This window comes from Vandammella animalimorsus (assembly GCF_002285265.1).
Taxonomy (GTDB): Bacteria; Pseudomonadota; Gammaproteobacteria; order Burkholderiales; family Burkholderiaceae_C; genus Lampropedia.
The window spans coordinates 19,291-32,702 of the sequence record NZ_NSJB01000009.1 but is presented as its reverse complement, the minus strand read 5'-3'; the positions used below and the strand labels follow the sequence as shown (position 1 = coordinate 32,702).

The following is a 13,412-nucleotide window of genomic DNA, read 5'->3' as shown; positions in this document are numbered from 1 at the left end:
CCGTGCAGCAGGTGCAGGTGGTGGCCGCGCCGCCCACGAATGTGCAGCTGGCGCAGACCTGGCTGCTGCGCATCAGCGAGCCGCTGCTGATGGCCGGCATCGTGATTTTGTTCGTGGTGCTGATCCTGCTGGACCGCGATGCGCTGCGCGATCGCCTGCTGCGCCTGATGGGCGGCAACCTCAACATGGCCACGGAGGCGCTGGACGACGCCTCGCAGCGCATCGGCAAATACCTGCGCATGCAGCTCATCGTCAACATCACCTACGGCGTGCCGCTGGCGGCCGGGCTGTGGCTGATCGGCGTGCCCGGCGCGCTGCTGTGGGGCGTGGTCGCGGCGCTGATGCGCTACGTGCCCTACGCCGGCCCGGCGCTGGCGGCCATCTTCCCCGTGGCGCTGGCCTTTGCCGTCGAGCCAGGCTGGAGCATGCTGATCTGGACGGTGGCGCTGCTCCTGGCGCTGGAGCTGATCAGCAACAACATCGTCGAGCCCTGGCTGTACGGCGAAAGCACCGGCCTGTCCACGCTGGCCATCATCGTCTCGGCCACTTTCTGGACGGCGCTGTGGGGGCCGATCGGGCTGATTCTGGCCACGCCGCTGTCGGTCTGCCTGCTGGTGCTGGGGCGCACCATCCCCGCGCTGCATTTTCTGGAAGTGCTGCTGGGCAGCGAGCCAGTGCTGACGCCTGCGCAACGCCTGTACCAGCGCCTGCTGGTCGAGGACGTGGAGACCGCGCTGGAAATTTCGCAACGGGCCATCGAGGAGGGCATGCCGCGCTCTGCAGACGACGAGCAGGATCTGCCCCTGGCGCTGGTGCAGTACTACAACGGCGTGCTGCTGCCGTCGCTGCGCCTGTCCAGCCACCTGCACAGCAGCATGGCCACGGCCGAGCAGCGCTTTCGCTTCGACAACGGCATGGACGGCCTGCTCGATGAGCTGGCCGACGAATATCCGCCGCCGGCGCACACCCTGACGCCCGAAGGCGAAGTGGCCGCCGTGCACTGCCTGGGCTCGCGCTGGGAGGTGGACGCCATGGCCGCCGCGGCCCTGGCGCACGCCCTGCGGCTGTACGGCCACACCGCCAGCGTCAGCACCCACGCGCTGGGCGCGCGCGTCGATCTGGCCAGCCTGCCCCCGCTGGACGCCTGCCAGGTGCTGTGTCTGGCGGCCTTCAGCCCGCAGCCGCAGGCGCAGATTCGCCACATCAGCCGCCGCATCCGCCGGCGCTGGCCGCATGTGCGCATCATCGCCTGCGCCTTCAACGCGCCGGGCCTGGAGCTGACGCCGCAGATGGCGCAGCGCCTCTCGGTCGACGAGCTGGTCAACCGCATGCACGAGGTGGCGCTGAGCGTGAACCGCCAGTTTGCCGATGGCGCGGCGCTGGAGTACATCCCGGCGGCCATCCCCGAGGACGAGGCGCGGCGCCTGCGCGCCCTGCAGCAAAGCGACATGCTGGCCGAGGACAAGCTGGCGCTGTACCGCGACACGGTGCGCCGCGCCACCAATGCCTTTGCCGTCAAGCACGCGCAAATCTCGCTGGTGGGCGAGGATTGGGTGCACACCCCGGGCAGCACCCTGGCCGAGGCGGACGCCGACCCGGCCAGCACTGGCTTGCCGCGCGCAGTCGGTGTGCTCCTACGTCACGCGCAACGGTCAGCCCCTGGTGGTCGAAGACGTGCAGCACGACCCGCGCTTTGCCCGCAACCCGGCGCTGAGCGAGCAGGGCATCCGCTTCTATGCCGGCGTGCCCCTGCGGGCGCGGCGCGGCGAGGTCATCGGCACGCTGTGCCTGATGGACGACGAGCCGCACGACGAAGAAGATGTGGACCAGCAATTGCTGGAGCTGATGGCTGGCGAGCTCATGGGTCAGGTGCGCAAGCTGGCGCGCCGCAAGCCCGACGCGCCAGAACCCGACGCGCCGTTGGATTCCGACGCGCCGTTGGATTCCGATGCACCGTTGGATTCCGATGCGCCGTTGGATTCCGATGCGCCGTTGGAATCCGAAGCACCAGTGGAATCCGACGCGCCGCCGCTGGCCACGCCGCAGCCGCAGCAGGGCTGAGCCAGGCCCTGCGGCAATGCCGCTAAACTCGCGCTTTTGCCTGCCGCATCCTGCCCATGTCCACCCAACTCGAAGCCCTCAAACGCTGCACCACCGTGGTCGCCGACACGGGCGACTTCCACCAAATCCAGGCCTACCAGCCGCAAGACGCCACCACCAACCCATCGCTGATCCTCAAGGCGGTGCAAAAGCCCGAGTACGCCGATCTGGTGGCCCAGGCGCTGTCGCAAAGCCAGGGGCTGGATCTGGCCGAGCGCATGGACCGCCTGATCGTGCGCTTTGGCACGGAAATCCTGCAGCAGGTGCCCGGCCGCGTCTCCACCGAGGTCGATGCGCGCCTGAGCTTTGACGCCAACGCCACGCTCACGCGCGCCGAGCGCATCATCGAGCTGTACCGCGCCGCCGGCGTCGATACGGCGCGCGTGCTCATCAAGATCGCCGCCACCTGGGAAGGCATCCAGGCCGCGCGCGTGCTGGAGCAGCGCGGCATCGCCACCAACCTGACGCTGCTGTTCTCCTTTGCCCAGGCCGTGGCCTGCGCCCAGGCCAAGGTGCAGCTGATCTCCCCGTTCGTGGGGCGCATCTACGACTGGCACAAGAAGCAGGCCGGCAGCGCCTGGGACGAGGCCGCCCACGCCGGCGCGCATGATCCCGGCGTGCAATCGGTGCGCCGCATCTTCGATTACTACAAGCACTTTGACATCGACACCGAGATCATGGGCGCGAGCTTTCGCAACACCGGCCAGATCCTGGCGCTGGCCGGCTGCGATCTGCTGACCATCAGCCCCGAGCTGCTGGCGCAACTGGCCGCCACGCCGGCTGCGCCGGGCGGCCTGACGCCGCAGCTCGATGCGCAGCGCGCCAAGCAGCAGCCGCAGCAGTTCGTGCGCTACGACGAGGCGCAGTTCCGCTACGCGCTCAACGAGGACGCGATGGCCACCGAGAAACTGGCCGAGGGCATTCGCGCATTCGCCGCCGATGCCCTGCGGCTGGAACACATCATGCAAGGCGCATAAGCGGCCCGGCCATGGGCACCGAGCAGCACATGTCTTCTTCTGCACCGCCGCCACCGCCACCAAACACGCCGCGCTGCGACGCCGTGCCCGCATGGCAGGCGCTGCAGCGGCACTTTGCGCAGCAGGCGCGGCATTTCGATGTGCGCCAGGCCTTGCAGCAGGAGCCCGGGCGCTTCGCGCGCATGGCGCTGCAGGCCCCGGGCGTGCAGGCCGATCTCTCGCGCAATCTGCTCGATGCCCAGGCCCAGGCGCTGCTGGTGGCGCTGGCGCAGCAGTGCCGGCTGGATGAGTCGATCGAGGCGCTGTTTGGCGGCGCGGCGCTCAACACCACCGAGCAGCGCGCGGCCTGGCATGTGCTGCTGCGCTGCCCGGCCGACTGCCCGGCCGAGCACCCGGCCATGGCCCAGGCGCTGGCGCAGATGCGCGCCTCCCAGCAGGCGTTTCTGGATTTTGCCCAGCAGGTGCGCGCCGACGAGCGCATCACCGACATCGTCAACATCGGCATAGGCGGCTCGGACCTGGGCCCGGCCGTGGTGGTGCAGGCCTTGCAGGCCTATCAGATGCCGGGCAAGCGCATCCATTTCGTCTCGAACATGGACGGCGATGACCTGGGCTGGACGCTGCGCGGCCTGGATCCAGCGCGCACGCTGTTTTTGCTGGCCTCCAAATCGTTTGGCACGGCCGAGACCATCGTCAACGCCCAGGCCGCGCGCGACTGGCTGCTGGCCGGCCACGGCTGCGCCCCGGCTTCGGCGGGGCAGGGCAGCAGCCTGCCCGAGGCGCAGCGGCAGCTGGTGGCGCGGCATTTCGTGGCCATGACCAGCAACGCCCAGGCCGCCGCGGCCTTTGGCGTGCAGACCGTGTTCCCGTTTGCCGACTGGGTCGGCGGGCGCTTCTCGCTGTGGTCCAGCATTGGCCTGTCGGTGGCCATGGCCATTGGCGCGGCGCATTTCCACGCCTTGCTGGCCGGCGCGCACGCCATGGACCAGCACTTTCGCCACACGCCGTTTGAGGCCAACCTGCCCGTGCAGCTGGCCCTGCTGGACATCTGGTACGGCAACTTCCATGGCTTTGCCAGCCGCTGCATTGCCCCCTACAGCCACGGCCTGCGCCGCCTGCCGGCGTACCTGCAGCAGCTGGAGATGGAGAGCAATGGCAAGGGCTGCGATTGGGCCGGCCAGCCGCTGCCGCTGAGCACGGCGCCCGTGGTCTGGGGCGAGGCGGGCACGAACTGCCAGCATGCCTTCTTCCAGCTCATCCATCAGGGCCGCCAGATCGTGCCGGTGGAGTTCATCGTGCTGCGCGAAAAAGGCCTGGGCAGCCTGGCCCAGCACCGTGCGCTGCAAGCCAATGCCTTGGCCCAGGCCCGGGCGCTGACCGTGGGCAAGCACGACGGCCCGGCGCACAGCCACTGCCCTGGCAACCGGCCCAGCACCATGCTGGTGCTGCAGCGGCTCGACCCTTTCTCCGTCGGGGCGCTGATTGCGCTGTACGAGCACCGCACCTTTGCCGCCGGCCGCCTGTGGGGCATCAACAGTTTTGACCAATGGGGGGTGGAGCTGGGCAAGGGCCTGGCCAAGCAAATCCTGGCCAGCCAGGACGCTGGCGGCAGCCAGATCGCAGATGCCGATGGCGTGCTGGCCTGGCTGCAATGAGTGCCTGTGCAAAGCCTGAACCCAAAGCGCCGCGCGGGCCGCGCGCGCAGACCATCCCCAGTGTGTTCCATCGCCATTCTGAAATTTCCTGGACGTGACCATGAGCCTGCCTGAACCCGCCCGTGCCGCTGCGCCCCAGCCCTTCGATGCCCAGCGCGCCCTGCACATGGGCCGCCAGGCGGTGCAGATCGAAATCGAGCAGCTGCAGGCCCTGCACGCCCGCTTGGGCCAGGCCTTTGCGCAGGCCGTGCAGACCATCTTGCAAAGCCCGGCGCGGGTGATCGTCACCGGCATGGGCAAAAGCGGCCACGTGGGCCGCAAGATCGCCGCCACGCTGGCCTCCACCGGCACGCCGGCGTTCTTCCTGCATCCGGCCGAAGCCAGCCACGGCGACCTGGGCATGGTGACGGCCGCCGATGTGGTGCTGGCCCTGTCCAACAGCGGCGAGAGCGAGGAGCTGGTCAACATCCTGCCTGTCATCCGCCGTCTGGGCGCGCGCGTCATCGCCATGACGGGTCGCCCGCAATCGGCCCTGGGCCGGCACGCCGACGTGGTGCTCGACACCCAGGTGGCGCAAGAGGCCGATCCGCTCAACCTCGCGCCCACGGCCAGCACCACCGTGCAGCTGGCCCTGGGCGATGCGCTGGCCGTGGCCGTGCTCGACGCGCGCGGCTTTCGCGCCGAGGACTTCGCCCGCTCGCACCCGGGCGGCGCGCTGGGGCGGCGCCTGCTCACGCGCGTGCGCGACGTGATGCGCAGCGGCGCGGCCGTGCCGCGCGTTGGCGCGCAGGCCGGCTTTGCCGAGCTGGTGCACGAAATCTCCGCCAAGGGCCTGGGCATGACCGCCGTGGTTGCCGATGGCAGCGATGGCAGTGAGGGCTGCGACGGCCAGGCCGCGCCGGGCCAGGTGCTGGGCATTTACACCGACGGCGACCTGCGCCGCCACATCGAGGCCGGGCTGGACTTGCGCGCCAGCACCGCCGCACAGCTAATGCACGCGCGCCCGCGCAGCATCGGCCCCCAGGCCCTGGCCGCCCAGGCGGCGCAGATGATGGAGGAACACCGCATCACCAGCTTGCTGGTGGTGGACGAGGCCGGCATGCTCATCGGCGTCCTGCACGTGGGCGACCTGATGCGCGCCAAGGTCATTTGAGATTGCCCGTCTGCGCCCCGTGGCGCAGACCCTGTTGTGAATGGAGCTGCCATGCCTGCCATTGCCATTGCACCGCGTTTTGCGCACAGCCTGCTGGTGCAGGCCGAGCCGGTGCGCCTGCTGTTTCTCGACGTCGATGGCGTGCTCACCGACGGCGGGCTGTACTACGGCCCCGAGGGCGAACAGCTCAAGCGCTTTCACACCCTGGACGGCCACGGCATCAAGCTGCTGGCCCAGGCGGGCATCGAGGTGGCCGTCATCACTGGCCGCGACAGCGCCGCGCTGCGCCTGCGGCTGCAGGCGCTGGGGGTGCGCCACGCGGTGTACGGCACCGAGCACAAGCTGCCCGCGGCCGAGCAGCTGCTGCACAGCCTGGGCCTGGGCTGGGCGCAGGCCGCAGCCATGGGCGATGACTGGCCCGATCTGCCTGTGCTCAGCCGCTGCGCCCTGGCCTGCGCCCCCCCGGGCGCGCACGAAGAAGCCAAGGCTCTGGCCCACCACATCACCCAGGCGCCGGGCGGGCAGGGCGCGGTGCGCGAGCTGTGCGACCTGCTGCTGATGGCCGGCGGCCACTACGGCGCGCTGCTGCAGCAGGCCATGGGCAAGCCGGCCTGAGCCGGGCCGCCCGCAGCACCCCAGCCCAGCGAGAACACCGCCATGCCCCAACAGCACAAAGCCAAGCGCAGCCTGCGTTACCGGCTCGACAAGCTCTCCATCTACAGCCCCATGCTGGCCATGGGCCTGCTGGCCCTGGGCAGCTACTGGCTGGTGCGCAACGCGCCGCAGCCCGAAGTGTTCGAGGCCGTGGCGCTGCCGCAGGATGAGCCCGACTACCAGATGCGCGACTTCGTCGTGCGCAACTACACGCCCGATGGGCAGCTGACGCTGGAGCTTTTTGGCCAGCAGGGGCGCCACTACCCGAATGACGACACATTGCAGGTCGATGCGCTGCGCCTGCGGGCCGTGACCGAGGCGGGCGATATCGTCACGGCCACCGCCGATACCGGCACCAGCACCCACACACGCGACCAGCAGCAGTTGCACGTGCGCCTGCAGGGCAATGCCGTGGTCGTGCAGCACGCCAGCGCCAGCAGCCCGCGCATGGAGTTCCGCGGCGAGGAGCTGCAGCTCTGGCCCGACGCGCAGCGCGTGCGCAGCACGCAGCCGGTGCTGCTGCTGCGCGGCCAGGACCGCCTCAGCGGCGAGCGCCTGGACTACGACAGAAAACAGCGCATCACCGAACTGCAAGGCCGTGTGCGCGGCGTGCTGCAGCCCGAGACGACGGCGCGGGCGCGCCCTTGAGGCTGAGAGCGATCTGGAGGGTCGGCACAGAGATCGCGCGCAGCTTCTGCCGCCGCCACCACCACCACCGCATTGGCAGGAATCTTGTTCATGACACACGCCCAATCCCCTTCAACTGCCAGCAAGGCCGTGGCCACGCAGCCAGCGCGGCTGGCCTTCATCACCGGCGCCTCCAGCGGCCTGGGCCAGGCCCTGGCCGAGCACTATGCGCGCCGCGGCTGGCGGCTGGCCCTGGTGGCGCGGCGGCTGGAGCTGATGCAGCAATGGCGCGCGCGCCTGCAACTGCCCGAGGCCGATTGCGCGCTGTATGCGGCCGATGTGTCCGTGCCCGAGCAAATCCGCGCCGCCGCGCAGCAATGCCTGCAGCAGCAGGGCCTGCCCGACGTGGTCATCGCCAGCGCCGGCATCAGCCACGGCATCGACACCGCCGATTGGGACGACCTGGCGCACATGCAGGCCATCTGGGAGACCAACAACCGCGGCCTGGCCGCAACCTTCATTCCCTTCATCACGCCCATGCGCCAGCGCCGCAGCGGCACGCTGGTGGGCATTGCCAGCGTGGCTGGCGTGCGCGGCCTGCCCGGCCACGCGGGCTACAGCGCCAGCAAGGCCGGCGTGATCGCCTACTGCGAGAGCCTGCGCGGCGATCTGCGCGGCAGCGGCGTGCGCGTGGTGACCATCAGCCCGGGCTTCATCGACACGGCCATGACGGCGGGCAACCCGTTTTCGATGCCGTTTCTGATGAGCGCGCCCGACTTCGCCGCCCGCGCCTATGAGGCGATTGAACGGCAGCAAAGCTCGGTCGTCATCCCCTGGCAAATGGGCTGGGTGGCGCGGCTGCTGCGCCGCCTGCCCGATGCCGTCTTCGACTATGCTTTGGCCGGGCGCGGCCGCAAGCCGCGCAAGAAGCCGCAGTGATCGTTGCCGTGCTTTGATGCCGCAGCGGCGCACCGGCAGGGCAGAGCAACAAGGAGGTGCAAGTGGGCAACAGCGTCATCGTATTGGGCGCGGGCATGGTCGGGGTCTGCACCGCCGTGCAACTGGCGCGGCGCGGCGATGCGGTCGTGCTGCTTGACCGCCAGCAGCCTGGGCGCGAGACCTCCTACGGCAATGCCGGTCTGATCCAGCGCGAGGCGGTCGAGCCCTATGGCTTTCCGCAAGGCCTGCTGCCCATCGCCCGGGCCGCGCTGCAGCGCGGCATTGATGTGCGCTACGACTGGGCGGCCCTGCCTGGCCTGGCAGGGCGGCTGGCGCAGTACTGGCGCAACTCCACGCCGCAGCGCTATGGCGCCATCGTGCGCGACTTTGCCCGCTTGATCGAACACGCGCTGCACGAGCACGCCGCGCTGCTGGCCGAGGCCGGCGGCCAGGAGCTGGTGCAGCAAAGCGGTTGGATCAAGGCGCTGCGCGACGAGCGGGCGCTGGCGCTGCTGCAGGCCCATGCCCGCCAGCTCGAGCGCGACTGGGGCGTGCAATCCACCCCGCTGGACCGCGCCGCGCTGCAGGCGCTGGAGCCTGGGCTGCAAGGCGGCTTTGCCGGCGGCCTGCACTGGACGCAGCCCTGGGCCGTGCGCGACCCCGGGGCGCTGGTGCAGCGCTATGCGCAGTATTTCGAGCGCCTGGGCGGGCGCATCCTGCAGGGCGACGCCGCCAGCCTGCAGCCGCAGGGCGCAGGTTGGGCGGTGCAGACGGCGCAAGGGCGCATCGACGCGCAGCAGGCCGTGATCGCGCTGGGCCCCTGGGCCGAGCCGCTGACGCGGCGGCTGGGCTACCGCCTGCCGCTGTTCATCAAGCGCGGCTACCACCGCCACTACCGCAGCCAGGCCCTGCAGCGCCCGGTGCTGGACGCCGACCACGGCTACATGCTGGTGCCCATGCAGCAGGGCCTGCGCCTGACCACGGGGGCCGAGTTTGCGCGGCTTGACTCCCCGGCCACGCCGGTGCAACTGCTCAAGGCCGAGCAGGTCGCGCGCCGCGTCGTGGAGTTGGGTGAGCCCGTGGAGGCCCAGCCCTGGCTGGGCTCGCGCCCCTGCACGGCAGACATGAAGCCCCTTGTTGGCGCTGCGCCGCGCCATCCGGGGCTGTGGTTCCACTTCGGCCATGCGCACCAGGGTTTTACGCTGGGCCCGGTCACTGCCCAGCTGCTGGCGCAGCTGATGCACGGCGAAACTCCGCTGGTCGATCCGGCCCCCTACAGCCCACAGCGTTTTCGCGGCTGATGGCCGCGCTGCGGCAAGGCACAGCGCTTATTCCCCTCAGACCGGTGCAGACCGGCATCCATGCCTTGCTTTTCAAGCCATGGCGACGGCCCGATCCTGCGGCGTCATGCGGCTGGCGCTGGCGCGCGCAGGTGCAATGCGCGGGCCCTCCTGCAGCGCGCGCCGCACCAGCTGCAGCAGCAGCTCAAGCTCTTGCTCATCGAGCCCGAAGTGCGGCGTGAAGCGCAGGGCGTTTTCGCCGCCGTGAATCACGCCCAGGCCATGCTGGCGCAGCCACTGCTCGATGCTGCCCTGGCCGTAGCTTTTGAACTCGGGCGCGAGCTCGCAGGAGAACAGCAAGCCCGTGCCCTGCACCTGGGTGATGGCCCCGCCCAGCTCGGCCTGCAGGGCCTGCAGGCGGGCTACGGCCTGGCTGCCACGGCGGCGGATGTTCTCGCGCAGCGCCGGCGTCATGGCCTGTAGCACGGCGCAGGCCACCTCCAGCGCGCGCGGATTGGCCGTCATGGTGTTGCCATACAGGCCGCGCTGGTAGATGGCGGCGGCCTGCTCGCCCACGGCCAGCACCGACAGCGGGTACTGGCCGGCGTTCAGGGCCTTGGAGTAGGCCTCCATGTCCGGCGGCGCAATGCCTTCGAAGCCCGGGTAGTCGATCAGCGAGAGATAGCCCGTGGCGCGCAGCCCGGCCTGGATGGAGTCCACCAGCAAGAGCGCGCCGTGCGCTGCGGTCAGCGCGCGCGCCCGGTCGTAGAAGGCGCGCGGCACGGCGCGGCCGGGGTTGCCTTCGCCCATCACGGGCTCCATGAACATGGCCTCGATGAACCAGCCCTGGGCCTCTGCCTGGGCGAAGACGGCCTCCAGGGCGGCCAGGTCGTAAGGCGCTACGGTCAGCACCGAGTCTTCGCCACGGTAGCTGGCCAGATGCTGGATGTAGGCTTGGCGGCTGGAGTCGGAATACAGCGCAGGCCGCTCGGTGCGACCGTGGAAGGCGCCCTTGACCACCAGGCGCTTGATGGTCTTGCCAGCATGGCGCGCCCCTGGGTCTGTCTGGCGCTTGGCGTTGATGTCGACGATGCGCGAGGCCAGCGACACAGCCTCGGAGCCCGAATTCAGGCACATGAAATGGCTGTAGGGGCAGGCCCCGGCGCGCTGGCCCACTTCGCGGCGCATGGCGCGCACGAAGCGCAATTGACTCAGGCTGGGCGTCATGATGTTGGCCATGACCTGGGGCCGGGCCATGGCGTCCAGCACGCCCTGCGGGCTGTGGCCCAGGCCCAGCATGCCGTAGCCGCCGCAGTCCAGCAGCACGGCGCCCTTGAGCGTGACCAGCCAGGGCCCGCGCGCGGCAATGGCCACGTAGGGGTTGACGGCATCGCCTGCATAAAAGTTGAGGAAGCCGGCCTGGATGCGGCGCAGCTGCTCGGCCTCGTCGAGCTGCAGCAGCTCTGGAAACTCTGCCGCGATGTGGGCATAGGCAGATGCGGCCTCGGCGATGGCCTCGGTCAGCTCGGGATGGTTGGCGGCCATGCGCTCGATGCAGTCATCGGGCAGGCCCATGGTACTGGCCAGGCCATGGGCGCGCAGCGGCGCCAGGGTGTGCAGTAGGGTCGTCATGGCGTGCTCCTCGCAAAGTCGATGGGGGCGTCGCACAGGCCGTAGCTTGGGCGTGCGTTTGTCTGCCTGACATTTTCCAAATCAAATCGTCGTTTTCAACCCATTCTTACGACGAAAAATATGGATTTTTCGTCAGAATAACGAGATTTTGATGTCGAAATGATCGGGGCAAGCCATGGACGAGCAGGATGGGCAATTACTGAATTTGTTGCGCGAGAACGCGCGCGCCTCGATCGCTGAGCTGGCGCGGCGCTTGAAGCTGCCGCGCACCACTGTGCAAAGCCGCATGCAACGCCTGCAGCGTGAGGGCGTGATTGCCGGCTATACCGTGCGTGTCAGCGACGAGAGCGAGCGCGGCCACATTCGCGCGCACATCATGGTCCAGCTGGCCCCGCGGCAAATGCCCAGCGTGGCCAGGGCCTTGCATGGCCTGCCTGAAGTGCGGGCGCTGTATTCGGTCAGCGGGGCCTCGGATCTGATCGCGCTGGCCGTTGCCCCCACGGTGCAGGCCATGGATGAGCTGACCGACCGCATCGGCATGCTCGATGGCGTGGAGCGCACGACCACGGCCATCATCCTCTCCACCAAATTCGAGCGCTGAAAGGGCGGCATCAGGCCACAGTCATCAGCTGGCCGCAGGCATGAAAAAAGCCTGGCGCAAGGGCCAGGCTTGTGAAGCAATTGCAATGCCGGCAGGGCAGAAGCTGCTGCGATGTGCGCCGCTCCTGCCAGGCAAGGCGCCATTACGGACGCACGACAATCATGTTCTTGACGTTTTTCACGTGCTTGACGCCAGCGGCGATCTGGCCAGCTTGGTCTTTTTCGTGCTGCGACTTGGCAAAGCCCGACAGTTGCACCTCGCCGTTGAGGGTTTCAACGCTGATGGCCACTGCAGAAGTGGTGGGATCCTCAGCCAGCTTGGCCTTGACGGCTGTGGTGATGCCTGCATCGTCGATGTAGGCGCCAACGGTTTGCTGGTCGCGGGCCACGGCGCAGCCGGTGGCTGTGACGGCGGCAATGCCCAGTGCTGCAGCCAGAGCCAGGGCTTGAGTCAGTCGTGTAGCGGTCATGGGGTTCTCCTCTATTGTGTGGAAGTAAGGCGGGGATGCATGGCAACCCCCGCGTGGTTGTAATCGCAGATTCAGCGGCCGCGGCGACCGGTCAGCAGCAAAGTCAGAATGGCGCCTGTGGCGGCCGCCATGAGCAGCGACTTGCCCGGCTTTTCAACCACATAGCGGTTGGTGGCTTCGCTGAGCTCTTGCACGCGTTGACGTGCGCGCTCGCTGGTATCGGCGACCAGGTTGATGCTTTGCGTGGCCACGTCCAGTGCCTTGTGTGCCAGCGCGTCAATGGCAGGGTCGGAGCGTTGATGCAGGCTGCGCACGGAGTGCTCGGCCTTCTCCAGGCCAGAATCGATGGCCTTGCGAGCTTGATTGAGACCGCGCTCAACGCTATCCAGGGCCTTGTCGGTCAGATCCTGCGCGGTGTCTGCAGCCTTATCAACGCCTTTTTCAATGGCCTGCACGCTCTGGGAGGCTGCTTTGCGCACGGTTGCTTCTGCCTCGTCGGCAGCATTTTGAACTGGGGTTTTGTTTTGTGTATTCATTGAAGATCCTTTTCTGATTTTTTGCTGATTTTTCGCAAAGCTGTTTTTATTTGGATGTGCGCAAAGGGGTATTGCCCCTGAAATGCGATTCAGTCTTAATTCTGCCTGATCGCATGCATCCACTCTATGGGGTATGTGAAGTTATTTTCGGATGGCATTCAGAACGAATGTCACAACGGCGAAAATAATGAATACGAAGAACAGAATCTTTGCGATCTCAGAAGCGCCTGCGGCAATGCCAGTGAAGCCAAAGAGCGCGGCAACCAGTGCGATGACAAAGAAGATCACTGCATTAGCGAAGCATGGGATGTCCTTTCTTTTCTCAGCCAAAAACGAAAACACATTGTACAGGCAATGAAAAATCTGAGGTAAAAATATGTTTTTTAAAAATGGTGTAATAGGCGAATCTTTGAGTGCATCCAAATTTGTGGTGCGGTCAAATTCGCGGCAGGCCTCAGCGTATGGCCTCTGAAATGTGACTGGAATGTAAAAATGCGAGGCCAGCCATTGAAGTGCCAGAACATATGCCCAATTGTGGCGCGGCATGGCTTGCTGAGGCTCTGGGCGCTCAGATGTCAAGTCACGTCAGGCTTATTGACCAGGAGGTGAATGTGAATGGATTGATGACAACAATTGTTAGCACTTTTTTACTTTTGCTGGGCCTGATGTTGGGCGCTGCACTGTTTTTTGTTCTCATGTTTGTGATGGCTGGCGCTTGGCTGGTCTTTAAGGTGCGTCAGCTTTGGGCCCGGTGGCTGGGGCGCGAGCCGAAAACCGTCTGGCAAGGGG

General features: G+C 67.6%; 13 protein-coding genes and 1 pseudogene. 10 read left to right on the top strand and 4 right to left on the bottom strand.

The window, feature by feature from the left end:
* Positions 1 to 89: 89 nt before the first annotated feature.
* The 9 genes and pseudogenes from CK625_RS14145 to CK625_RS10540 all read left to right on the top strand — a co-directional run.
* Positions 90 to 554: pseudogene (locus CK625_RS14145) on the top strand (AI-2E family transporter); the annotation flags it as partial.
* An 814-nt stretch (positions 555 to 1,368) separates the two neighbouring features.
* Positions 1,369 to 2,061, top strand: coding sequence for a GAF domain-containing protein (locus CK625_RS14140; protein WP_343030391.1), 693 nt, complete (start codon positions 1,369 to 1,371; stop codon positions 2,059 to 2,061).
* A 56-nt stretch (positions 2,062 to 2,117) separates the two neighbouring features.
* Complete coding sequence (gene tal / locus CK625_RS10570; RefSeq protein ID WP_095540290.1) at positions 2,118 to 3,077, top strand: transaldolase; 960 nt, start codon at positions 2,118 to 2,120, stop codon at positions 3,075 to 3,077.
* A 29-nt stretch (positions 3,078 to 3,106) separates the two neighbouring features.
* A complete protein-coding gene (gene pgi, locus CK625_RS10565; protein ID WP_095540336.1) occupies positions 3,107 to 4,732 on the top strand; it encodes a glucose-6-phosphate isomerase in 1,626 nt (541 codons plus the stop codon).
* A 100-nt stretch (positions 4,733 to 4,832) separates the two neighbouring features.
* Positions 4,833 to 5,885: a KpsF/GutQ family sugar-phosphate isomerase gene (locus CK625_RS10560; protein ID WP_238945625.1), complete on the top strand. Its 1,053-nt coding sequence runs from the start codon at positions 4,833 to 4,835 to the stop codon at positions 5,883 to 5,885.
* 51 nt (positions 5,886 to 5,936) lie between these two features.
* Complete coding sequence (locus tag CK625_RS10555) at positions 5,937 to 6,500, top strand: KdsC family phosphatase (RefSeq protein WP_095540289.1); 564 nt, start codon at positions 5,937 to 5,939, stop codon at positions 6,498 to 6,500.
* Positions 6,501 to 6,542: 42 nt separating this feature from the next.
* Complete coding sequence (gene lptC, locus CK625_RS10550; RefSeq protein WP_095540288.1) at positions 6,543 to 7,187, top strand: LPS export ABC transporter periplasmic protein LptC; 645 nt, start codon at positions 6,543 to 6,545, stop codon at positions 7,185 to 7,187.
* A 90-nt stretch (positions 7,188 to 7,277) separates the two neighbouring features.
* Complete coding sequence (locus CK625_RS10545; protein ID WP_095540287.1) at positions 7,278 to 8,105, top strand: SDR family oxidoreductase; 828 nt, start codon at positions 7,278 to 7,280, stop codon at positions 8,103 to 8,105.
* Between the two features lie 62 nt (positions 8,106 to 8,167).
* Entirely contained in the window at positions 8,168 to 9,406 is a 1,239-nt protein-coding gene (locus CK625_RS10540; RefSeq protein WP_095540334.1) for an NAD(P)/FAD-dependent oxidoreductase, read from the top strand.
* 72 nt (positions 9,407 to 9,478) lie between these two features.
* Here the strand turns inward: CK625_RS10540 and CK625_RS10535 are convergent, their stop codons facing one another.
* A complete protein-coding gene (locus tag CK625_RS10535; protein WP_095540286.1) occupies positions 9,479 to 11,017 on the bottom strand; it encodes an aminotransferase class III-fold pyridoxal phosphate-dependent enzyme in 1,539 nt (512 codons plus the stop codon).
* Between the two features lie 175 nt (positions 11,018 to 11,192).
* Between CK625_RS10535 and CK625_RS10530 the strand changes: the two genes are divergently transcribed.
* Positions 11,193 to 11,618, top strand: a complete 426-nt coding sequence (locus tag CK625_RS10530) for an Lrp/AsnC family transcriptional regulator (protein WP_095540285.1) — start codon at positions 11,193 to 11,195, stop codon at positions 11,616 to 11,618.
* 142 nt (positions 11,619 to 11,760) lie between these two features.
* Here CK625_RS10530 and CK625_RS10525 read toward each other — a convergent pair whose 3' ends face one another.
* The 3 genes from CK625_RS10525 to CK625_RS14135 all read right to left on the bottom strand — a co-directional run bounded on the left by CK625_RS10525 (position 11,761) and on the right by CK625_RS14135 (position 12,932).
* Positions 11,761 to 12,087 (bottom strand): BON domain-containing protein, encoded by a 327-nt coding sequence (locus CK625_RS10525; RefSeq protein ID WP_095540284.1) that lies wholly within the window; start codon positions 12,085 to 12,087, stop codon positions 11,761 to 11,763.
* Positions 12,088 to 12,158: 71 nt separating this feature from the next.
* The gene (locus tag CK625_RS10520; protein ID WP_095540283.1) at positions 12,159 to 12,623 is read right to left on the bottom strand and encodes a hypothetical protein; all 465 of its coding nucleotides are present in this window, start codon (positions 12,621 to 12,623) and stop codon (positions 12,159 to 12,161) included.
* A gap of 141 nt (positions 12,624 to 12,764) precedes the next feature.
* A complete protein-coding gene (locus CK625_RS14135; RefSeq protein ID WP_238945630.1) occupies positions 12,765 to 12,932 on the bottom strand; it encodes a DUF1328 domain-containing protein in 168 nt (55 codons plus the stop codon).
* Between the last annotated feature and the right edge of the window lie 480 nt (positions 12,933 to 13,412).